Origin of the sequence: Bradyrhizobium sp. AZCC 2262 (assembly GCF_036924535.1) — a bacterium.
Taxonomy (GTDB): Bacteria; Pseudomonadota; Alphaproteobacteria; order Rhizobiales; family Xanthobacteraceae; genus Bradyrhizobium.
The window spans coordinates 3514237-3531539 of record NZ_JAZHRT010000001.1 but is presented as its reverse complement, the minus strand read 5'-3'; the positions used below and the strand labels follow the sequence as shown (position 1 = coordinate 3531539).

At 59.9% G+C, this 17303-nt stretch carries 18 protein-coding genes and 1 tRNA gene; 12 read left to right on the top strand and 7 right to left on the bottom strand.

Annotated elements, in window-relative coordinates:
• The first annotated feature begins 129 nt into the window (after window positions 1–129).
• From V1283_RS16735 to V1283_RS16705, 7 genes are all read left to right on the top strand, one after another.
• The gene (locus V1283_RS16735) at window positions 130–861 is read left to right on the top strand and encodes a tRNA-uridine aminocarboxypropyltransferase (RefSeq protein ID WP_334387555.1); all 732 of its coding nucleotides are present in this window, start codon (window positions 130–132) and stop codon (window positions 859–861) included.
• A 203-nt stretch (window positions 862–1064) separates the two neighbouring features.
• Window positions 1065–1538 carry a hypothetical protein gene (locus tag V1283_RS16730; protein WP_334387554.1) on the top strand — a complete coding sequence of 158 codons (474 nt, stop codon included), beginning with the start codon at window positions 1065–1067 and terminating at the stop codon, window positions 1536–1538.
• 206 nt (window positions 1539–1744) lie between these two features.
• A complete protein-coding gene (locus V1283_RS16725) occupies window positions 1745–2425 on the top strand; it encodes a hypothetical protein (RefSeq protein WP_334387553.1) in 681 nt (226 codons plus the stop codon).
• 365 nt (window positions 2426–2790) lie between these two features.
• Window positions 2791–4002 (top strand): threonine--tRNA ligase, encoded by a 1212-nt coding sequence (gene thrS / locus V1283_RS16720; protein ID WP_334387552.1) that lies wholly within the window; start codon window positions 2791–2793, stop codon window positions 4000–4002.
• A gap of 2115 nt (window positions 4003–6117) precedes the next feature.
• Entirely contained in the window at window positions 6118–6831 is a 714-nt protein-coding gene (locus tag V1283_RS16715) for a YkgJ family cysteine cluster protein (RefSeq protein ID WP_334387551.1), read from the top strand.
• Window positions 6832–7122: 291 nt separating this feature from the next.
• Window positions 7123–7196, top strand: a tRNA-Cys gene (locus V1283_RS16710).
• 342 nt (window positions 7197–7538) lie between these two features.
• Entirely contained in the window at window positions 7539–7739 is a 201-nt protein-coding gene (locus V1283_RS16705) for a hypothetical protein (RefSeq protein WP_334387550.1), read from the top strand.
• Between the two features lie 43 nt (window positions 7740–7782).
• Here V1283_RS16705 and V1283_RS16700 read toward each other — a convergent pair whose 3' ends face one another.
• From V1283_RS16700 to V1283_RS16685, 4 genes are read right to left on the bottom strand one after another with little or no spacing between them, the layout of a single operon-like run.
• Window positions 7783–8460: a hypothetical protein gene (locus V1283_RS16700; protein WP_334387549.1), complete on the bottom strand. Its 678-nt coding sequence runs from the start codon at window positions 8458–8460 to the stop codon at window positions 7783–7785.
• 16 nt (window positions 8461–8476) lie between these two features.
• Entirely contained in the window at window positions 8477–8740 is a 264-nt protein-coding gene (locus V1283_RS16695; RefSeq protein WP_334387548.1) for a hypothetical protein, read from the bottom strand.
• A 26-nt stretch (window positions 8741–8766) separates the two neighbouring features.
• Entirely contained in the window at window positions 8767–9237 is a 471-nt protein-coding gene (locus tag V1283_RS16690) for a PIN domain-containing protein (protein ID WP_334387547.1), read from the bottom strand.
• Complete coding sequence (locus V1283_RS16685; RefSeq protein ID WP_334387546.1) at window positions 9234–10403, bottom strand: ImmA/IrrE family metallo-endopeptidase; 1170 nt, start codon at window positions 10401–10403, stop codon at window positions 9234–9236. Before V1283_RS16685 ends, V1283_RS16690 begins: the two co-directional genes overlap by 4 nt.
• 620 nt (window positions 10404–11023) lie before the next feature.
• On the opposite strand from V1283_RS16685, the gene V1283_RS16680 reads away from it, so the two are divergent.
• A complete protein-coding gene (locus V1283_RS16680) occupies window positions 11024–11356 on the top strand; it encodes a hypothetical protein (protein ID WP_334387545.1) in 333 nt (110 codons plus the stop codon).
• 253 nt (window positions 11357–11609) lie between these two features.
• On the opposite strand, the gene V1283_RS16675 is transcribed toward V1283_RS16680, so the two are convergent.
• Window positions 11610–11819: a DUF2934 domain-containing protein gene (locus V1283_RS16675; protein WP_334387544.1), complete on the bottom strand. Its 210-nt coding sequence runs from the start codon at window positions 11817–11819 to the stop codon at window positions 11610–11612.
• Between the two features lie 213 nt (window positions 11820–12032).
• Here V1283_RS16675 and V1283_RS16670 point away from each other — a divergent pair, with 213 nt between their 5' ends.
• Window positions 12033–13130: a pentapeptide repeat-containing protein gene (locus tag V1283_RS16670; RefSeq protein WP_334387543.1), complete on the top strand. Its 1098-nt coding sequence runs from the start codon at window positions 12033–12035 to the stop codon at window positions 13128–13130.
• Between the two features lie 84 nt (window positions 13131–13214).
• Here the strand turns inward: V1283_RS16670 and V1283_RS16665 are convergent, their stop codons facing one another.
• A complete protein-coding gene (locus tag V1283_RS16665) occupies window positions 13215–13394 on the bottom strand; it encodes a hypothetical protein (protein WP_334387542.1) in 180 nt (59 codons plus the stop codon).
• Window positions 13395–13651: 257 nt separating this feature from the next.
• Between V1283_RS16665 and V1283_RS16660 the strand changes: the two genes are divergently transcribed.
• Complete coding sequence (locus V1283_RS16660) at window positions 13652–13909, top strand: hypothetical protein (protein ID WP_334387541.1); 258 nt, start codon at window positions 13652–13654, stop codon at window positions 13907–13909.
• Between the two features lie 12 nt (window positions 13910–13921).
• Here V1283_RS16660 and V1283_RS16655 read toward each other — a convergent pair whose 3' ends face one another.
• A complete protein-coding gene (locus tag V1283_RS16655) occupies window positions 13922–14572 on the bottom strand; it encodes a TetR/AcrR family transcriptional regulator (RefSeq protein ID WP_334387540.1) in 651 nt (216 codons plus the stop codon).
• Between the two features lie 100 nt (window positions 14573–14672).
• Between V1283_RS16655 and V1283_RS16650 the strand changes: the two genes are divergently transcribed.
• On the top strand, window positions 14673–15494 hold the full coding sequence (locus V1283_RS16650) for an NmrA family NAD(P)-binding protein (protein WP_334387539.1): 822 nt from the start codon (window positions 14673–14675) through the stop codon (window positions 15492–15494).
• Window positions 15495–15496: 2 nt separating this feature from the next.
• Complete coding sequence (locus tag V1283_RS16645; protein WP_334387538.1) at window positions 15497–15982, top strand: anthrone oxygenase family protein; 486 nt, start codon at window positions 15497–15499, stop codon at window positions 15980–15982.
• The last annotated feature ends 1321 nt before the right edge of the window (window positions 15983–17303 follow it).

Here is a 17303-nt window from a genome sequence, read left to right as displayed (position 1 = left end):
GTTTTCGAGCGAAGTGGACTCCGGTTCGCGTGAAGAAAACGCGTCAAAACAAAAGACAAGAGCCCCGTTCTGATTCAATCAGAACGGGGCTCTAGTTGAATTACGCGCCACGAAGCGTATAGCGGGCGGATGTCAGAACAAGCCAATCCCAGGTCCGGCTCCGCCGAAGAGGTGGTCCCGGACTGTCCGCATTGCGGCAAGCCGTTGCCGCTCTGCATCTGCGACAGCGTTACGCCGATCGAAAGCCGTATCTCGCTGCTGATCCTGCAGCACCCGCAGGAGCAGGACAGGGCGCTCGGCACCGCGCGGCTGACGGCCATGCATTTTGAGGATGCGGTCCTCAAAATCGGCCTGTCCTGGCCGAGCCTTTCCAAGGCGCTGGGGCGGAAGGTGGACGATCCATCGCGCTGGGCGGTGCTCTATCTCGGTTCGGCCAAGGTCAGCGACCTCGATACCGATGCCGAGATCGTCGCGATCAACCGCAAAGGCGAGGTCGAGCCGCACCAGCGCGCCATCCTCGCCGACATCGAAGGCATCGTGCTGCTCGACGGAACCTGGAGCCAGGCCAAGGCGCTGTGGTGGCGTAACGCGTGGATGCTGAAATGCCAGCGGGTCATTTTGGGCCCGAAGCGGCCTTCGCGCTACGGCAAGCTCCGCAAGGAGCCGCGTGGCGACGGCCTCGCCACCATCGAGGCCGCAGGATTGCTGCTGGCCGGACTGGAAAAGCGGCCCGAGATCGCGGAGGCGCTCAACGCCAGTTTTGACCGCATGCTGGCACGGTATCGGGAAGTGCAGGCCGAAATGCCGGAACTCGCCCCGAAGCCGAAGAAGCGGGATTACCGGCGGCGCAAGCGCGGCTGATTCCGGCTTTCAAAAGGGGCGTCGACGAAGACTTGCGCGCCTCATCGAATGTTCAGTGCTGCTCTGTCACCCCCGTGAATCCACCGTCATCACGGCCGGTTCCAATGTATGAATCAATACATAGCGAGCTGTGGACAATGATGACTTCCCGCTTGACGGTGCTAAATTCATTGCTCTCCGCGTAACAATTTGGAGCAAAGTCGATGACTTTAAGCACTGAAATCCTCACGCGCTCTCCATTGCTCGACGCTGACGATATCGAAGGGGAAATCGGCAACATCATCCACAGCACCCGGCGAGGGCCCGTCATCCGCGCCAACGGTAGCGATCGCCCGTTGCCGAATGGCCCGATGCCCGATTACGTCGAGCACAAGGAAGGCGTCAATCAGGTCGGCAAACTCTCGGCTGAAGCCGTGATCCGCGAATACGACGCAGCCGTGAAGGAGATCGAGGCGCTCGGTGTCGAACTGTCCGAGGCCGCCAAGAAATGCGAGGCGATGGTCGCGGGCGTTCACTCCATGGTCAACGAGATCAAGGAGTTGGCGGCGAACTATCGCGAGGAAGGCAAGCGCTACTTCTTGCAGATCGAGGATTGTTCCCTGATGACATCCGAAGTCCGCACTGTTTGCGAGACGCTCAAAAAGCGAATTGCCGCAGGTAGTAGTCGCGCCGGCTGATGTTCCGGCTGTGGCCGGTCCTGGTGATGGCCGCGCCGTTCGTTGTCGCGGCCATCAGCAGGGCATTCTAGGCCGCACGGCCCGTCACGTGATGCCTATGACGGCAGATGCGGCGCGAGTCCGCGGTCCAGATCGGCAGGTTCGACGGTTGCTCCACTGTTTCGCTCGCACTATGACGGTGCGTCGGAAGCTAGCGGAGCAACGGGATGGAATTGGTTGCGCGTTTGCGCCTGTCGAAACAGGCGTTGATCGATGTCGCTTTCTTCTGCGGCGTTCCGATCGTGCTGGCGATGCTTTCGGCCGTTCTCGGGCCATACGCGGCCATCATGGGAAGCGCCGGCGCGACCGTCTACGTCCTCTCGCTCGCCATTGTGCCCTGGTGCCTGACCGGCCTTGTCACCCAATTGGTGAGCAAAACAGCCGGGCGAAGCCTGCCGCTTTGGCTGGTGGCCGCCGTCGGTGCCGTCGCCTCGTGCCCGTTCGTGTCGCTGTACGCGTATGGCGTCAATACGATCGCGGGAGACATCTGGCCCGCTCTTGGCGCATTCTTGCCGGCGACGTTCAGCGCGCAACATCTCAAATCCGCCGCCTTGTCCGAGGGGCGGGCCGTCGTCCTGTGGATCGCCTTCGTTGTGATTTTCCATGAGACGCTGGGCTGGGCGAGGTTTGCGCCGCCAAACAGGGAAGCGGGCCGCGAAGACCGCTTTCAACTGAGCGGCGCGGATTGGACGGCGGAAGACGATGCCCTGCTGCGATCGTTGATCGGTAGCGGCAAGCCTCCGAGGGCCATCGCGCTTGAAATGAAGCGGACGGTTGGGGGCATTCGCGCCAGGACGGCCAAGCTGGGCCTTCGGAACAACCGTCTCGGCGATGCGTCCGCCGACTGAGGCGGCGTGGGCGAGCACAGCCCGCTCAACGAGACGCCGATCCAGCCACCATATCCGGCGCCACGCTCGCTTTGATCCGCGGGGCAGGCGGGTGTTGATGTCCCCGCACATCCATCCATATTCCGCGGCGCCGGGCGGCTGGCGTTGACGCCTGCGCGCTTTACCGCCATATACAGAGCATGAACAAGCTTCGATCAGCCGCATTGACCACCACGGCGACCGCTTACGGCGGATCGCCTGCTGGATGCGTGCGCTAGAGACAAGCGTACTTCACCCAGAAAAGGCCCCGCCCGGCGACGGACGGGGCCTTTTCTGGTTTTTGATGGTCCCCGTCCGCGCTTTTTCCCATCACAAGGAACATAGCCATGGACGATCTCGACCACAGAAATCTCGGCGTAAAACTCAAACTCTGGCACCTTCAGGAAGATGCGCCGGGCATGGTGTTCTGGCATCCGCGCGGCTACGCGCTCTATCGGGTGCTGGAGGACTATGTCCGGGGCAAGATGCGCCGGGCCGGCTATGCCGAGGTCCGGACGCCACAACTGCTGCCGCAGGAATTCTGGGGCCGAAGCGGCCACTGGGACAAGTTCGGCGAACAGATGTTCCGGATCGACGACGGCGAACTGGCAATGGCGCTGAAGCCGATGTCGTGCCCGTGCCACGTTCAGATCTTCAACAAGGGGCTGCGCTCGTGGCGGGAGCTTCCGATCCGCTATGCCGAGTTCGGCGCTTGCCACCGCAATGAGCCTTCCGGCTCGCTCCACGGCATCATGCGGACGCGCGCCTTCGAGCAGGACGACGCCCACGTGTTCTGCCGCGAACAGGAAGTGGAGGGTGAAGTCGCGAGCTTCATCGACCTGCTGGGCGAGGTTTATCGCGAGCTCGGTTTTCCCGACTACGAGGTGGTGCTGGCGACGCGGCCGGCGGTGCGCGCCGGCGACGACGCGACCTGGGACTGGTCGGAGGCGAAGCTCGGCGATGCCGCGCGGCAATGCGGCCTCGCGCCTCAGATCAATCCTGGCGAAGGCGCGTTCTACGGACCGAAGCTGGAATTCGCGCTGCGCGACCGGCTGGGACGATCCTGGCAGTGCGGCACGGTGCAACTCGACGGCGTGCTGCCGCAGCGGCTCGAGGCGTCCTACATCGCCCCCGACGGCAGCCGCGCGAGGCCCCTGATGATCCACCACGCCATCTTCGGATCGCTCAGTCGCATGATCGCGATCCTGCTCGAGCACCACGGCGGCGTGCTTCCCTTCTGGCTGTCGCCGGACCAGGTCGCGGTCGCGCCGATCTCGAAAGACCAGGCCGGATACGGCGCAGACGTTCTGGCGGCGTTTTGGGATGCCGGAATCCGGGCCGTTGCCTATGACGGCGCCGATACCCTTTCGCGGCGCATCGTGGCGGCGCATGAAATGTCGGTGCCGGTGATGGCGATTGTCGGCGGGCGCGAGATGAGGGACGGCGGGGTGAGCCTGCGCGAGCGCGACGGCTCACAGGCCGACGTTCCGCTGGCCGAGGCGGTGTCCCGCCTGCAGGCGAGGGCCCGGCCGGACGCTCTTGTGGCTGAAGCGATGTAGCGGACCTCCCTCGGCCGCTCGAACTTAGGGTTCACGCCCTGGTTCAGTTGATTGAAGGAATAGGCCAAACCAATTCGGCCGGACTGCAATCGCCGAGGTCATCACGCGCGAGGTATTGCGTTAGAGTTATCGCTGTCTCAACCCGGCGGCGGCTTTTTCGTGCCGCCTAGCCGGTACGGTTGGCATAGTGTTAGGTCTCATTGCCGAGCAAAAGGGAGGTACGGAAATGGCTTATTTCGCTCTGTGGATGATGTGGGTCTCCACCAATGCAAATGGTGCAGCCCCCATTAGTTCCTATCCAACGCTTGATGCTTGTAAAAAGGCGGCTACGGAATCCGTCTATATAGGGGCGCCAGGAGCCGGCCCTACTTATACATTCGTGTGCATTCAGAGTGGCAGGGGATGATTGAGCAAGGCCGCCTCAATTGGCGGCCTCTTTCATTCGAGCACTTCATATTCGATTATCCTGGCCTCAGCGGCGCGACCTGACCATCACCAGTAGCCGTACGCGTGGGAGGGACGAACACGGAGCCTGTACCGGGCATCGAAGCCCGGAGCATAGCTCCTCGTGGATCCGCCGTAATAGGGGGGAGGACGAACACCGCTGCTGTACAGGATGGTCGGAACATATCCCGTTATGAGTGGAGATCCGCCGTACCCATAAGGAGGGGCATACCTGCCGTAGTAAGTGTAGCCGCTATCATAGCCGGGGCTATAAGCGTAGCCATTGAACGTTACGCCACCCCGCCACCTTGCTTCGGCAGGGGATGGGATCGCCAAGGCAGTCACCGCAATGGTGGCTGCGGTTGCTAACGCCAATACTGCTTTTTTCATACCTAAAGCCCTTCGAGTCGGTTCATTTCCAAAAGACCTTACCCCAACTGGCGGGTGAGCGTATAGTTGCCGCCGCAGTGGGGCGACCTCGTTCATTCGAGGACCCCGCACTCGAACGCTACGCATTCAGGGTCATTTGCTTCGCGCCGCTGCCCAATCTTCCCTGTCCGCGCCGCGCGCCACGATCCTGAGCGCATCGTTCGGCAATGGCCGTTGCCGCGCCTTCACCTCATCCCACGGCGCTCGCATCCCGAGACTTGAAGATTCGTCTCTATCTGTCAGTTCATACGAAGAAAAGCCTTCAGGCAAGGATAGTGCGTAGCAAGATCGACCACAAAATTACCGAATGTGCCGATGGCGGGGCGTTTTATGCTCTTATCCCCTGCTCGAAGGTGCGCGCAGCGGGGCCGAATCCAGCGCCAGAGGCGCGGCCCGGTACAAAGAAGGGCAGCCATACGTCCGGTGTTCGCCCGCTCCCCCGCCTGGAAGCCGACTAGAACCACTCACCCGGAAGATATTGATCCAAGATCAATACGGACAGTGAAACGAGTAAGCCGATCCCACAGAAAATCGACGTTGAAATGAAGGCGTCGAGATCGTCGACCAACGATGCCGATGCACGTGGCAGAAGCCAAGCAATAGCTGCGTTCATAACAAACTCCCATATAAAAATGCGCCAATAGCCCAAGAAGATCAGTCATTTGTTTCAGGTTTATTTCGCATAATCCGAGAAACGACTTCATCGAGGCTCGCCGAAGATGACCCATTGTGGCGGAATCCCCGCGCTGCTGCGGCATAGAACCTTTGAGGCCCAGCGCGAAAAGACGTCTTTGGAAATGGGGCCACGTGGCGGAGTGGTTACGCAACGGTCTGCAAATCGCAGGCGGGTTCACAGGGGTCACCCACGTCCGAAATTCTGGAAGCGCTAAAAGTTTCAGGCACTTCCGTGATTTTCGATTTGAGGTCGGAGTCGCACTCATACGCTACCGCAGTCACTTCATTGCTGTAACGGTCGCAGCGCTACCCGGCGTTGTTTAGCGTCGCCAATCAGTTCATCCGTACGCCAATGTTTCACCGACGCGAGGCGAGGTCATGCTCGATCTTGCTGCGGACGAATTCGTGCACTTCCTCCCTCAGCGAGGGATCGCAGGACGCGATGGCACAAAATTAGGAAAGTGATCGAGGTAAGCTGGCCATTGCCGGAAAGATTCGGGCCTCTACTGCAGAACCTTACCAGTGTCCTAAAGACGTCGGCCAACGCAAATAAAATGGAGATTTCGCATGGATTTGCAGCACGCCATTGATCGCGTCTCGGCCGAAATATCTGAGGTCGGCGCGCTGATCCGGTCGCTCGCCGGTCGCTACGAGGGAGTATTTGCGCTGCTCGGATCGGAGTTGGGCGTGACTCTCGGTCGATCCGAGACCATGGCTGACGCGGCCCGGCATGCGATTGCCTTCGCGGATGCGGCCGCCGCGACCTTCCGGGAGAGCTATCCCAACCAGCCCATCTACGACTGCAAGAGCGGCTGCAGTGCGTGCTGTCACCTTTATGTAGCCGTTCCGCCGGGCGTGGCTGCAGTTATCGCGGAACATATAGAGAAGACGTTCACACCCATTGAGCGCGAAAAGCTACGCGCCAGGCTTCTGGAAGCAGCCGCGGCGGCGAATGCCGCGGAGAATCCGACCCGACTGCGGCTGAGATGCCCGCTCCTCGACGAGGGCGATCAGTGTTCTGTCTATGATGTGCGACCCTTGTCCTGCCGAGCCTTTACCTCGACCTCCGTCTCTCGCTGCCGCCAAATCGTCTCCGATAAGGAATCGCAGGCCGGCGGAGTCGATCAAAATCCGGCGCACTTTCGCATCCACATGGTAGCCACGCTCGCCCTTGAACAGGCAGCCCGGTCCCGTGGATTGCCTGCCCAGCAGAAAGGCCTGGCGCAAGCGCTACTGGATGAGCTCACGGTAATACCCTCACCGGCAACCGGATCGGTCTAGCTGCCCGGCTCAAAGGTCGCCACGTGAGCGACTATGAGTTGCGATCTCCAGGTTGCTGAACGAGGGCTGTTTATGCGCAGTCCCGATACTTGCAAGAAACTAGAGCAACTTCAGTGATTTATATAGAATTTTGGGGGAAGGCTTGGCATCAAAGGCAAAATGCGCGTTCGGAACGAACCACGCACGCTAGTTTCAGAAGTCCTACGGAAAATGAATTTCAGAAGTTTTAGGGGGCGCGGTCGAGGCAGGTTGCCTAAGTGATTGATCGCCTGTATTCATCCGCCGCAATGGGGCCACGTGGCGGAGTGGTTACGCAACGGTCTGCAAAACCGTGTACACCAGTTCAATTCTGGTCGTGGCCTCCACTTTTAGAAACAAGCACTTAGCCCGTATTCTCCTCGCCAAAATCGAACGCAGATTTTCCATTTGGGGAGACTGTAGGGAGACTGGCTTAGCCCGCACCGAACTTCTCGCGGTCGCCCGTGCGTCGGCGATCGCCGGGTCGCGGGGATGGTGTCAGCAGGGCAGGGTGCGCGCCTGGGCGGGGCTGGCTGGCGGCTTCAAGCAGCGGCGGCGGTGCGCTCGATCGGGGGCTTCGCGGCAAAGTGCCCACACGTCAGAGATTTCCACAGACTATCCGGGGTCCGCTCTGGCGTCCCTTTCCGTGAGCCCCAATTTCTACTGGGGTGAACGAAAGGGAGAAGACGATGACCGTAAGCAATATTGAGCCGTTCTCACTGGACCACGAGAGTGAAGCCGACGACTACCTCGGTGCCCTTCCGGAGCAACCGAAGTACCGCAACATCCGCGAGGTCGAGAAGCGCGCGAAGGCGCTGATTAGAGACGACCGTCTCAGGGAGCGGTTCATCACCAAGGGGACGCAGGCCATCCTTGCATCCCAATCATAGACACTCGACGGACAGTGTGCCGGGGCAACGGCGCAAGCGATCTTTAAGCACTTAGACGTGCTGGAGGGGTTCTTAGGTATTCGGAATGCGCCATCAACGGGCTCAGTACGCCAAGGCGATGATAAAAGGCATTAATGAACTCAACACCTGTTAGTACTGACCAACTTGCGAGTGACGGGGACAAGCATTTGTGAGGAAAGAAGTTGCTGGATGGATGAGCAAATACCGGCTTCTCAAACTGAAGTCGCTCAAGTTGGGCGAATAGCCGCTGTTCATCCATCTCGTCACCCCATTTGGATTTATAATGGATAAGTTCGTTGCGGAGCCTAACGAGAAGTGCCGCATCCTGATACGGATTTGCACCCCGATCGAATGCGGGCTTTCGGAGGAGATGCAAAACTAGGTCGTACCTGCGGAGACTTGGCTCTCCATCGATGGTTTCGGCCAGAGGACGAAGGAACTCACGCGCCGCCACATCAGTGCCGTTTGAACCCAGGTGATGACCGGGACCGTGGATTGTAATTTCAGAAATCTCGGCCTCAATCGCCGCCGTGGCTTGCGTTAAGGAACCCACGACGCACGCGACATGCTCGGACCGCAGTTCCTCTGAGGTGGAAATGCCAGCATCCCCGTCCAAAACCCACGCGCGGCGCGCGAAAATTGCGGCCCCGCGTAGGAACTGAGCTGTGAAACTGTATCTTGTTGTTGCTGTTGCACCCATCGCTCTGTCCGTTGGCTTACGCGAACAACTCGCTACCGGCTTGGCCGAACCGCACGAACGTTCCGCTCTCGTGCGACGTTAGCCAGCCACGCTCGATTGCGAAGTCGAGCCCCGCGACATACTCTGTCGGTGTGCCTTTGTCGACGTGCAGAAACGGGCCATTGATCGCCTCGATGTAAAACCTGCCATGCTGCACCGCCTCGAAGGCGTGCGCGTGCTGCATCAGTCGACGCGCGGCCTTCTCTGGATCAGCGAAGGGACGATCGACGGCGAGCTTCATCGGCTCGGCACGCCCCATTTGCCTGATCAATTGAACGTCCAGCCGATATTTCGCATGAAGCCTTCGAGATTGGCGCTCTGGATCCCGAAGTGTTCGCACACCGTCGGGATTTTTGCGCTGTGCGGCTTTGCCCTTTCTTCGGTAACTACCGTACCTTTGCGCACTGCCGCCAGGGCGATGACAAACGGGTCGGCCACAGGGGTTCCGTTTAGGCGCGCCTTTGTGCCGATGATCTGTTGGAAATGCGGAACGGCAAGAATGCGGCCAACGAACGCTGTCTCATCACCAATCGGTGTTGTGAAGACGCCGCCGTTTTGCTTTGCCCAGGTGAAAACGTGATCTGGGTCTTCGCGCTCAAGCTCGCGCAGCACCTCGCGTGTCGATATGATCTCGCCCGCAGCGACGGCATCGTTAAATTGCTGCCAAAAGCCGGGAAAAATGTCGGGATAATATGAATTCAATCGGATGAATGAGCTTGTGTCAAAAATGTAGGTCATGCCGCGCCCCTCAGGACGAGGTCCTGAAAGGCGTCGAAGTTCTTCGGTTTCACGCCGATCATTTCGGCGGCTTCAGATTTTGAAATCACTCGCCGCGAATAACCTGACACGACGTCGCGCAGAAACCTCTCGCTGAGATAGGCACCTTGCGTGTTGTAGTAATCGCCACCCGAACCGCCGCGACCGCGCTGGTTGGCCCACTCCCGATCTTTCTCAAGATAGAATGCTTCTGACACCTGCCCTTGATCGAGGAAGCGGCGGAGGATGACGCTCCGGCTGACGTGATAACGCCTCGCCACGGCGGCGAACTCTTCATCACTTGCATGGAGCGGGTCGAGGCCGCGTACTGCGATGGCAAAATCTCGCGCTGGGACGAGGATTTCAGCGGCTACCGAATTGCAGAATTTCTCTATCGCGCGATCCTGCGGCGGGAGTTCATCTATTCCAGCATCGTCAAACCGGCTGATGCCGCTGCGATTAAAGAGCAGGTGAGCAAGTTCGTGCAGGAGACTGAATGTCTGCCGCGTTTTTGTGGTGCTGTTGTTGATCAAGATGATCGGAAACTCTTCATGCCGAAGGCAGAAGCCGGAAATCTCTCCCTGCTTGAAACTGTCCTTGAACACGAACACGCCGCGAGCCTCGATTGCCCGCCTCCACAATTTCAGGGCCTCATCATCGGTGGAGGCTTCCTCCACCTGCTCAAGGGAGACGCCTAACAAGTCGCGCACGCGTTGGGCCTGAGGGGAAACGGCACGCTGCGTTGACAGAGACGTTTCGCGCCAGAGCGGACGTTCTGTCGGATTGCGTCCCTGATAAAGTTCTTCAAGCGCCGCTTGAAATGCATGACCCTTGCGGATCAGCAGGACTGTATGGCGCTGTAGCGAAGACAGATCGGCGTCCGGCAGTGATCGAAATTCGGTGCGGGGCTTCGGCTCATCGGGCGGCGAGGGCAGAAAAAATATAGCGAGGGGTCGCTTGTAAATTTCGTAGGCAAGGCGCTCAAGTTGAGCATATGTCGGTCCGCCTTCACCATTTTCCCACGCCTCTATTTCCTCCGGGCGCTTTTTGAATTTCTCGGCCACGTCAACGATCGTCATGTTCGCACTATCGCGCGCCCATCTGAGCAGTTCCGGCTGAACACCGATTGATTTTGTCTGGGCCGCCATCGAGAAGATTAATCCGTTTCGGTGTGGTTCAACGTGCAGCGCATCAGTTATTTAATATATACCTAAATGCCTACCGAGGCCTTTACCCTGGCTTCATCGGACTGGCACCTTCTCGCCGCGATCTCTCAACGCATTTTTGAACGCCGTCCATCGTTGCTGATCGCGCCATTCCTCGAAGTCGGCTTCGGTTCGTCGGGATAGAAATACGCGCCATGCGGTCTCGAATGCGGCGCGCGCTGCTTCAATCGTAGGCGACCGCTCGACCATGAGGCCAGCGTCAGGCCCGGGACGCCGGGTGTACGCAATTTGGATGCGCAACTCTTTCGACAGTAGTCACTCCTTGCTTAAGCGCTCTCCCGGCCAGCATCTTGGCGACGGGAAGTCTATCGAAACCTTCGTCGACTTGCAGCCGCGCGAACCGATGCGCCGTAAATGCTTTCCCGAGATTTTGTGCCCATTGCCCATCAAAGCGCGTCCTACCGCCTGAGGCAACCTGCCTCATTAGTGGTGCTGGGTATTAGCCGAGCCACTTCATTCGTGTAGGTTGGAACTGGGCTTCGACCAGCAGGTTCTTATGATCTCAGGGCGCGCCGGGCCGAGCGTGCCAAAGGAGCCTTTCGATGGCCAGCAATTCATCCGACCCGCGACATCCGCAAAATAGGGATGCGGGAACCCGCACTCGCTCACCAAGTGAAACGAACGGGTCGTCAGTTGTTTTGCATCGAGCAATTTCAGGGAACGACAACGTAGCCGATAGTCATCGGCCGACAAATGTAGACCAGCAAGAAACATCTGAGTGGCTACCAGCGCGCGAAGAAAATCCCATATCTTCCGCAGATGTCGCCAGGGGGAAAGCAATCATCATCGTTTATTTTTTGAGCGCCATTCTGGTTATGCTGGCGTGGTTTTACTTGCTTAGCCTCCCTGCGATGCGGATTACGGAATGGCTTTGAGAAGGAGACACCGCACCGATATTCCAGTTGCAGGATTTCAGTATGGTCTGACCGCAGGAATGGTCAATCTCCAACGACAATCCGAAAAAGACAGTAGCTTTGGCGGCAATGTCCGCATCGGCGTCGGAATGCGCTGGAGTGCTGTCTGCAAGCAACAGCTTCCAGTGTTGAGGGTTTAAATGCGCGGGCAGTTTGGCTCCCGGCAACGTAGCCAAACGCGGCATCCGATCACCATCCGATGCGATTGCCTTCGCTAAGCGGCCCGCACCTTCTTTGAAGGCGTCTTCGCAGACTTCTTAGGGGCGCGGGGCGTTGGTGAGACGTTCCCTAGGATGCCCAAAGATGATGCCAAGACCTCGCGCTGTGCAGCCAACCAGTGCGCTTCGGCATTGCCCTCTTGGCGGCCATCGGCAGTCCAGAGGTGATAGGCGCGCTCGCGAATAGCCTGTTCTAAATCCTGCATGTCGAAACTCCTGCTGTGTTGCCCCGCAGCAATTTATTGAACCGCCGCATGGTTAATAAAACGTAAACACCACGAGGGCCGACAGCCTTAGCGGGGAGCCGCGAGACGCACGGCGCATTTCTTGAGATGATAGGCGACTGGGGCCTGCCCGATCTGATCCGTCGGGGCAACGCCGGCGACGGCCAGACGGGCGAACTGTTGGGAGGAACTCTTATGACGGACAAAGCTCACATCGCTCAGCTTAAGAAGGGGGTGGCTGCCTGGAACGCGTGGCGTGACGAGAACCCCGACATCCGTCCGGACCTGAGCGGAGCGAACCTCTACAGGGCGCAGCTGTCCAAGGTGAACCTGGGCGAGGTGAACCTGCGCGAGGCGAACCTGAGCGAGGCGTCCTTGTACGACGCAAGGCTCGCCGGGGCGGACCTCCGGAAGGCGAAACTCTACCAGGCGGACCTGAACTTTGCGAAGCTAGGCGGGGCGGACCTGAGCATGGCGAACCTAAGTGGGGCGCGCCTGCGCACGGCGGACTTGGCCAATGCGAAACTCTTCCGGGCGAACCTGAACGCGGCGCACCTCGGCAACGCGAAGCTCGTCAAAGCGAACCTCACCGGGGCGGACCTCCAGTATGCCCTCCTGGTAGAGACGGACCTTACGGGCGCTGACCTTACGGGCTCTCGCACCCACGGTGTGTCCGCGTGGGGTTTAAAACTGGATGGGGCCAAGCAGCAGAACTTGGTCATCACACCCGACGACGAGCCAGAGGTCACCGTCGATAACATCGAGGTCGCGCAGTTCATCTATCTCCTGCTCCACAACGAGAAGATCCGCGACGTAATCGACACCATCGGAAGGAAAGGCGTGTTGCTACTTGGCCGCTTCACTGAAGGCCGGATTGAGATTTTGGAGCGGTTGCGGGACGAACTTCGAAATCGCGGCTACTTGCCGATCATTTTCAACTTCGACAAGCCGGAGACGAAGAACTTCACTGAGACTGTCAGGCTGCTCGCCGGGCTCTCGCACTTCGTGATCGCAGACGTCACGAACCCAAAATCCGCTCCCCTTGAACTACAGGCGACAGTACCTGAGGTCATGGTGCCGTTTCGACCCATCATCCAGGAGGGAGAGAAGCCCTTCGCGATGCTTGCGGATTTGTGGATACAGCATCGCGATTGGGTTTTCGAGCCGCTCTATTACTCTTCTCTCGATGCCCTCGTAGGGGCGTTGGATGAAAAGATCATCGGGCCCGCGAAGGCCAGGTTCGCCGAACTTCTGGCGAGGAAGGCCGAGAAGATGAAAGGAGAGCATGTTTAGAGAGGATCAAACGTCTTGATGTCGCGTTTGCTCGTTGGCTTAGACCGATTAATTATATGAGAGGCCGCGGCAAGCCGGCCGCGATCAGCAGGCGGCGTACCAGCCCTCGGGAAACGGCAGCAGCGGCCAAGGGCCCCGGTTGTCGTTGGCGGCGCGCGGCGACGGATAAGAGCGCTGGGTCTGGACCACGAAATCATCCTCCGGGGCTGGCGCAATGGCCGTCTGCACGGCTTCCAGCAGCAAATTGTATTCGACTTCGCTCATCGCGCTCTCCGGGGTTCCAGAGGCGAAGGTCGCAAAAGTATTTTGTTTCCAGATTGAGCGGATCGTTCGAATTTTAACGGTTCGGCGACCGCGGCAAAGCTGGTTACTAAAGCGTTAAGTTCCCCACGCAGTCACTAACCCCGCGCAGGCGGGATGCAGTGTGAGAAAAATCACATTTTGCAAAAATTAGTTCGCGTATCCGCCTGGGAATGACGGCTGCCTTGTCAAGGCGAGCATCATCCAGGGAGGACGCGGTCATGAAGGCAAGGTTTGCGCGAAGTGCGGCACTTCTGGGTCGTTACCGCCGGGCTTCGGTGCTCGGCTTCCTGCTCGCGCTGATGGCGAGCGGCTCGGCCTGCGCCCAGCAAGGCACCCCCGAACAGCGGCGGGCCTGCACGCCCGACGTCTACCGCCTCTGCGCCGGCGAGATCCCGAACGCCCGGGCCATTACCGCATGCTTGCGCCGGCAGAAGTCGAGCTTGAGCCCGGCCTGTGCTGCGGTGTTCGGGCAGTAAGTCTCGACTCCTTTATATCTCCAGCAGCGCGGCCAGATTCTTCGGCAGCATCCGCTTGAACAGGTTGAGAATCCGGGCTGCTTCCTTCGGCCCTAACGTGATCGCGTGGCGGACGGTCGCGGCGATCAGCGTCATGATCAGTTGGGAAAACGAGGCGAGGGCGGTTGCGGGCGCGCCTGGCGCGATACGTTGCAGCGCGTCGCCGAGCAGCCCGGCGAGATAGATGCCGTCTTCCTCGTCGAGTTTTTGCAGTGCCCGGTCGGCCTGCGTCGCTTGCCAGATGTCGCGCATGACCGGCTCGTCGATGAACATCTGATAGTAGCTGTCGGTAATGCGACACAGGGCCGGATGCAGATCCCTGATGTGCTTGACCACGGCAAGGTCGCGCCGGACGCAGTCGCGCCCGATCGCGTTGTAGCGCTCCGCCAGCGTGCCGATGATCGCGGTCTTGTCGGGAAAGTATTGATAGAGCGAGCCGAACGGCACGCCGCTGCGTTCGACGACGTCGCTCATGCGGAACGCCTCGCTGCCTTTCCCAGCCATCAGCGCTGCCGCGCATTCGAGAATTTTCTCGAATCGCTCGCGGCTGCGCTGCTGGGTCGGGACGAGGCGCGCCAGTCCCGCAGCCGCGGCTGTCTTCCGTCCGGCTTTCTCCCTCGGCATCGGCCCTCTCACACAAAAGCAACTTGACGTTACCAATACGAGAGTTTATCGGGTTTTGCAAATACGAGATATTATCGTATTGTATCCCGAAAGGATGACCATGTCAGAACTCCCGATCCTGATTATCGGCGGCGCGGGCAAGACAGGTGCGCGCGTCAATGCGCTGCTAAGGGCGAGCGGCGTCCCGACGCGGCCGGTGTCGCGTTCGACGCCCGCGCCGTTCGACTGGACCCGGCCCGCGACGTGGCCGGCCGCGCTTGCCGGTGTCTCGATGGCCTACGTCACCTACCAGCCGGACCTTGCGGTCGAAGGCGCCGTTGATGCGATCGCCGAGGTCAGCCGGCTGGCGCGCGAGAACGGACTTGAGCGCGTCGTATTGCTGTCGGGCCGCGGCGAGCCGGGCGCGCAACGGGCGGAGGCGGCGTTGCAGCAATCCGGCGTTCCCTGGACGATCGTGCGCGCGAGCTGGTTCGACCAGAATTTCTCCGAAGGCTATCTGCTCGACGGCGTGCTGGCCGGTGAGATCGCGCTGCCGGTCGGCGCCGTGCCCGAACCGTTCATCGACGCCGATGACATCGCCGAGGTGGTCGTCGCCGCGCTGACGGATCGGCGTCATGCCGGCAAGGTTTATGAGGTGACGGGGCCCCGCGCGCTGACTTTTGCGCAGGCCGTGGCCGAGATCGCCAGCGCTGCGGGGCGGCCGGTCAACTACCGGCAGATCGGTTCGGAAGAGTTTGCCGACGGCATGCGGCCCCATGTCCCCGAGGAATACATCGCGCTTCTGCGCGAGCTGTTCACCGTCGTGCTCGACGGGCGCAATTCTGATGTCGCGCACGGCGTCGAGCAGGCCCTCGGCCGTCCCGCGTGTGACTTTGCCGACTATGCCCGCCGCACCGCCGCGACCGGCGTCTGGAGGGCATGATCATGCTGCAGATGTTGATAGTCGGCCTGCTGTGGTTTTCCGCGATCGGCTGCGGCCTGCTCGCTGGTCTTTATTTCGCGTTTTCGACCTTCATCATGACGGCGCTTGGCCGCATCGGGCAGGCGGCCGGCATCGCGGCGATGAATGCGATCAACGTCGCGATCGTGCAATCGCTGTTCCTGCCGATCTTCCTGGCGACGACGGCGGCGAGCACAGCGCAGGCGGTGATCGCGCTGTTTCGCTGGGGCGAGCCCGGCGCGATGGCGATGGTGGCCGGCGGCGTGCTCTATGTGCTCGGCATGTTCGGCGTCACAATGATCTTCAACGTGCCGCTGAACGACGCGCTTGCCGCGGCCGATCCCGCAAGCCACGAGGCCGCATCGCTGTGGTCGCGCTTTCTGACCAACTGGACGTTGTGGAACCACGTGCGGATGGTCTCGTCCACGGCGGCTTGCGCGCTGTTTATTGCCGCGATTGCGGGAAGGTAGGGCGTCAGAGATGCCGACAAAACAAAAGCCGCCCGGATCGGGCGGCTTTTTAATGGCTTTCGCCGCGTGCAGGGACCGCCATACGCTCGACTGTCATTTCCGGATGCCAGCTAGTTCAAATGCCAGCTGGCTTTCCCTTGGTCCGCCAGTACATTGATAAGTCGTTACATCTCATCGTCGTGGGGGCGAGTCATGATGAGCGAATGGGAATCTATGACGAACGAGGATCTGTTCGCACTGCGCAAACAGATGCAAGAGGTCCTTAGCGCAAAGCTGACGGCCAGAAAGGTCTGGCTGGAGCATCGATTGCGGACGCTCAATCAATGGTCGATGAAGTCTCGGCCGACGCCGCCTGGTCAAGTGTGCAATTGATTTTCCGCGGACGGAGCGAAGGTGTTTAAACGGTCGCGGCGACGTGCCCTCAGACTATTGCGACGCTTCGAAGCCTCTGCCAACTGAATTGCCAGCCTGAGCTTGTGAAGTTCGGCCCTTAGATTGCGGAGATCGGCCGTGGTCTGCGCGAGGTATTGGTGGTCGAAAACGCGAACAGTCTGTGCCATGCTCAACCCCCTGACGCCTGCAAAACCGAACACTGTATTGCCAGCATTGGTCGCGAAGGTCTGTGCATTAGTTCACAGTGAGCCAACAAGATCATTTGATCGGATAATCCAATCCACTCCACTGCAGCCCTGTGGAGAGGCAGGCTTCGTGTTTGATCATGCGGATGCGGTGTGCCGCCATTCCAATCGATGCTACGGCCGGGCTTGTCGACGTTGGCCCAGACTATGACGACGCCTCCCACGGCTTGGGCTGGCCTGCCGATTTGGTTGATGCCGACTGCCGGCAAGGGATGCGCTTGATCCGCCACTCGCCGGCTTCTGAATGAGAAACGGCCCCAGCTTGGGGGCAGAACGCTGGGGCCGCCACTTTCTCCCGGTTTGTCTCCACGATCCCCCGGGAGCGATGGATTCGACTCTCGGCAACACCGCAGGTTCCCAAGAACCGGCCCCGACGCGAGCTGGTGGGCTTAGCGACCGTCCGCGTTGTGTTCACTATTGAACAGACGGTGCCATCTTTTCCCGCTACTATCGCTACGCCAGATGGGTACCCACTACTCCGCCTGGCAATTTGAAATGGGAATACTTTAATTGGCCTCGGCGCAGAACCTCGCGCTGGGGCCATTTTAACGACAAGTCCTCGCGAGGAGCGGGACAGTCTCGGCTAAGGCCCTGCGTTGTAGTGCCCACTTGGCCTTTGTCTTTGGGGGGCGGGGCCGCCTCTAGGGCAAGAAGCGACCCCTGATCACGCAGTACGCAGGCCA

Bases quoted from the DNA above. Each gene is read 5' to 3' on its own strand.
- V1283_RS16735 (WP_334387555.1), top strand. From the start codon at position 130: ATGTCAGAACAAGCCAATCCCAGGTCCGGCTCCGCCGAAGAGGTGGTC.
- V1283_RS16730 (WP_334387554.1), top strand. From the start codon at position 1,065: ATGACTTTAAGCACTGAAATCCTCACGCGCTCTCCATTGCTCGACGCT.
- V1283_RS16725 (WP_334387553.1), top strand. From the start codon at position 1,745: ATGGAATTGGTTGCGCGTTTGCGCCTGTCGAAACAGGCGTTGATCGAT.
- thrS (WP_334387552.1), top strand. From the start codon at position 2,791: ATGGACGATCTCGACCACAGAAATCTCGGCGTAAAACTCAAACTCTGG.
- V1283_RS16715 (WP_334387551.1), top strand. From the start codon at position 6,118: ATGGATTTGCAGCACGCCATTGATCGCGTCTCGGCCGAAATATCTGAG.
- V1283_RS16705 (WP_334387550.1), top strand. From the start codon at position 7,539: ATGACCGTAAGCAATATTGAGCCGTTCTCACTGGACCACGAGAGTGAA.
- V1283_RS16700 (WP_334387549.1), bottom strand. From the start codon at position 8,460: ATGGGTGCAACAGCAACAACAAGATACAGTTTCACAGCTCAGTTCCTA.
- V1283_RS16695 (WP_334387548.1), bottom strand. From the start codon at position 8,740: ATGAAGCTCGCCGTCGATCGTCCCTTCGCTGATCCAGAGAAGGCCGCG.
- V1283_RS16690 (WP_334387547.1), bottom strand. From the start codon at position 9,237: ATGACCTACATTTTTGACACAAGCTCATTCATCCGATTGAATTCATAT.
- V1283_RS16685 (WP_334387546.1), bottom strand. From the start codon at position 10,403: ATGGCGGCCCAGACAAAATCAATCGGTGTTCAGCCGGAACTGCTCAGA.
- V1283_RS16680 (WP_334387545.1), top strand. From the start codon at position 11,024: ATGGCCAGCAATTCATCCGACCCGCGACATCCGCAAAATAGGGATGCG.
- V1283_RS16675 (WP_334387544.1), bottom strand. From the start codon at position 11,819: ATGCAGGATTTAGAACAGGCTATTCGCGAGCGCGCCTATCACCTCTGG.
- V1283_RS16670 (WP_334387543.1), top strand. From the start codon at position 12,033: ATGACGGACAAAGCTCACATCGCTCAGCTTAAGAAGGGGGTGGCTGCC.
- V1283_RS16665 (WP_334387542.1), bottom strand. From the start codon at position 13,394: ATGAGCGAAGTCGAATACAATTTGCTGCTGGAAGCCGTGCAGACGGCC.
- V1283_RS16660 (WP_334387541.1), top strand. From the start codon at position 13,652: ATGAAGGCAAGGTTTGCGCGAAGTGCGGCACTTCTGGGTCGTTACCGC.
- V1283_RS16655 (WP_334387540.1), bottom strand. From the start codon at position 14,572: ATGCCGAGGGAGAAAGCCGGACGGAAGACAGCCGCGGCTGCGGGACTG.
- V1283_RS16650 (WP_334387539.1), top strand. From the start codon at position 14,673: ATGTCAGAACTCCCGATCCTGATTATCGGCGGCGCGGGCAAGACAGGT.
- V1283_RS16645 (WP_334387538.1), top strand. From the start codon at position 15,497: ATGCTGCAGATGTTGATAGTCGGCCTGCTGTGGTTTTCCGCGATCGGC.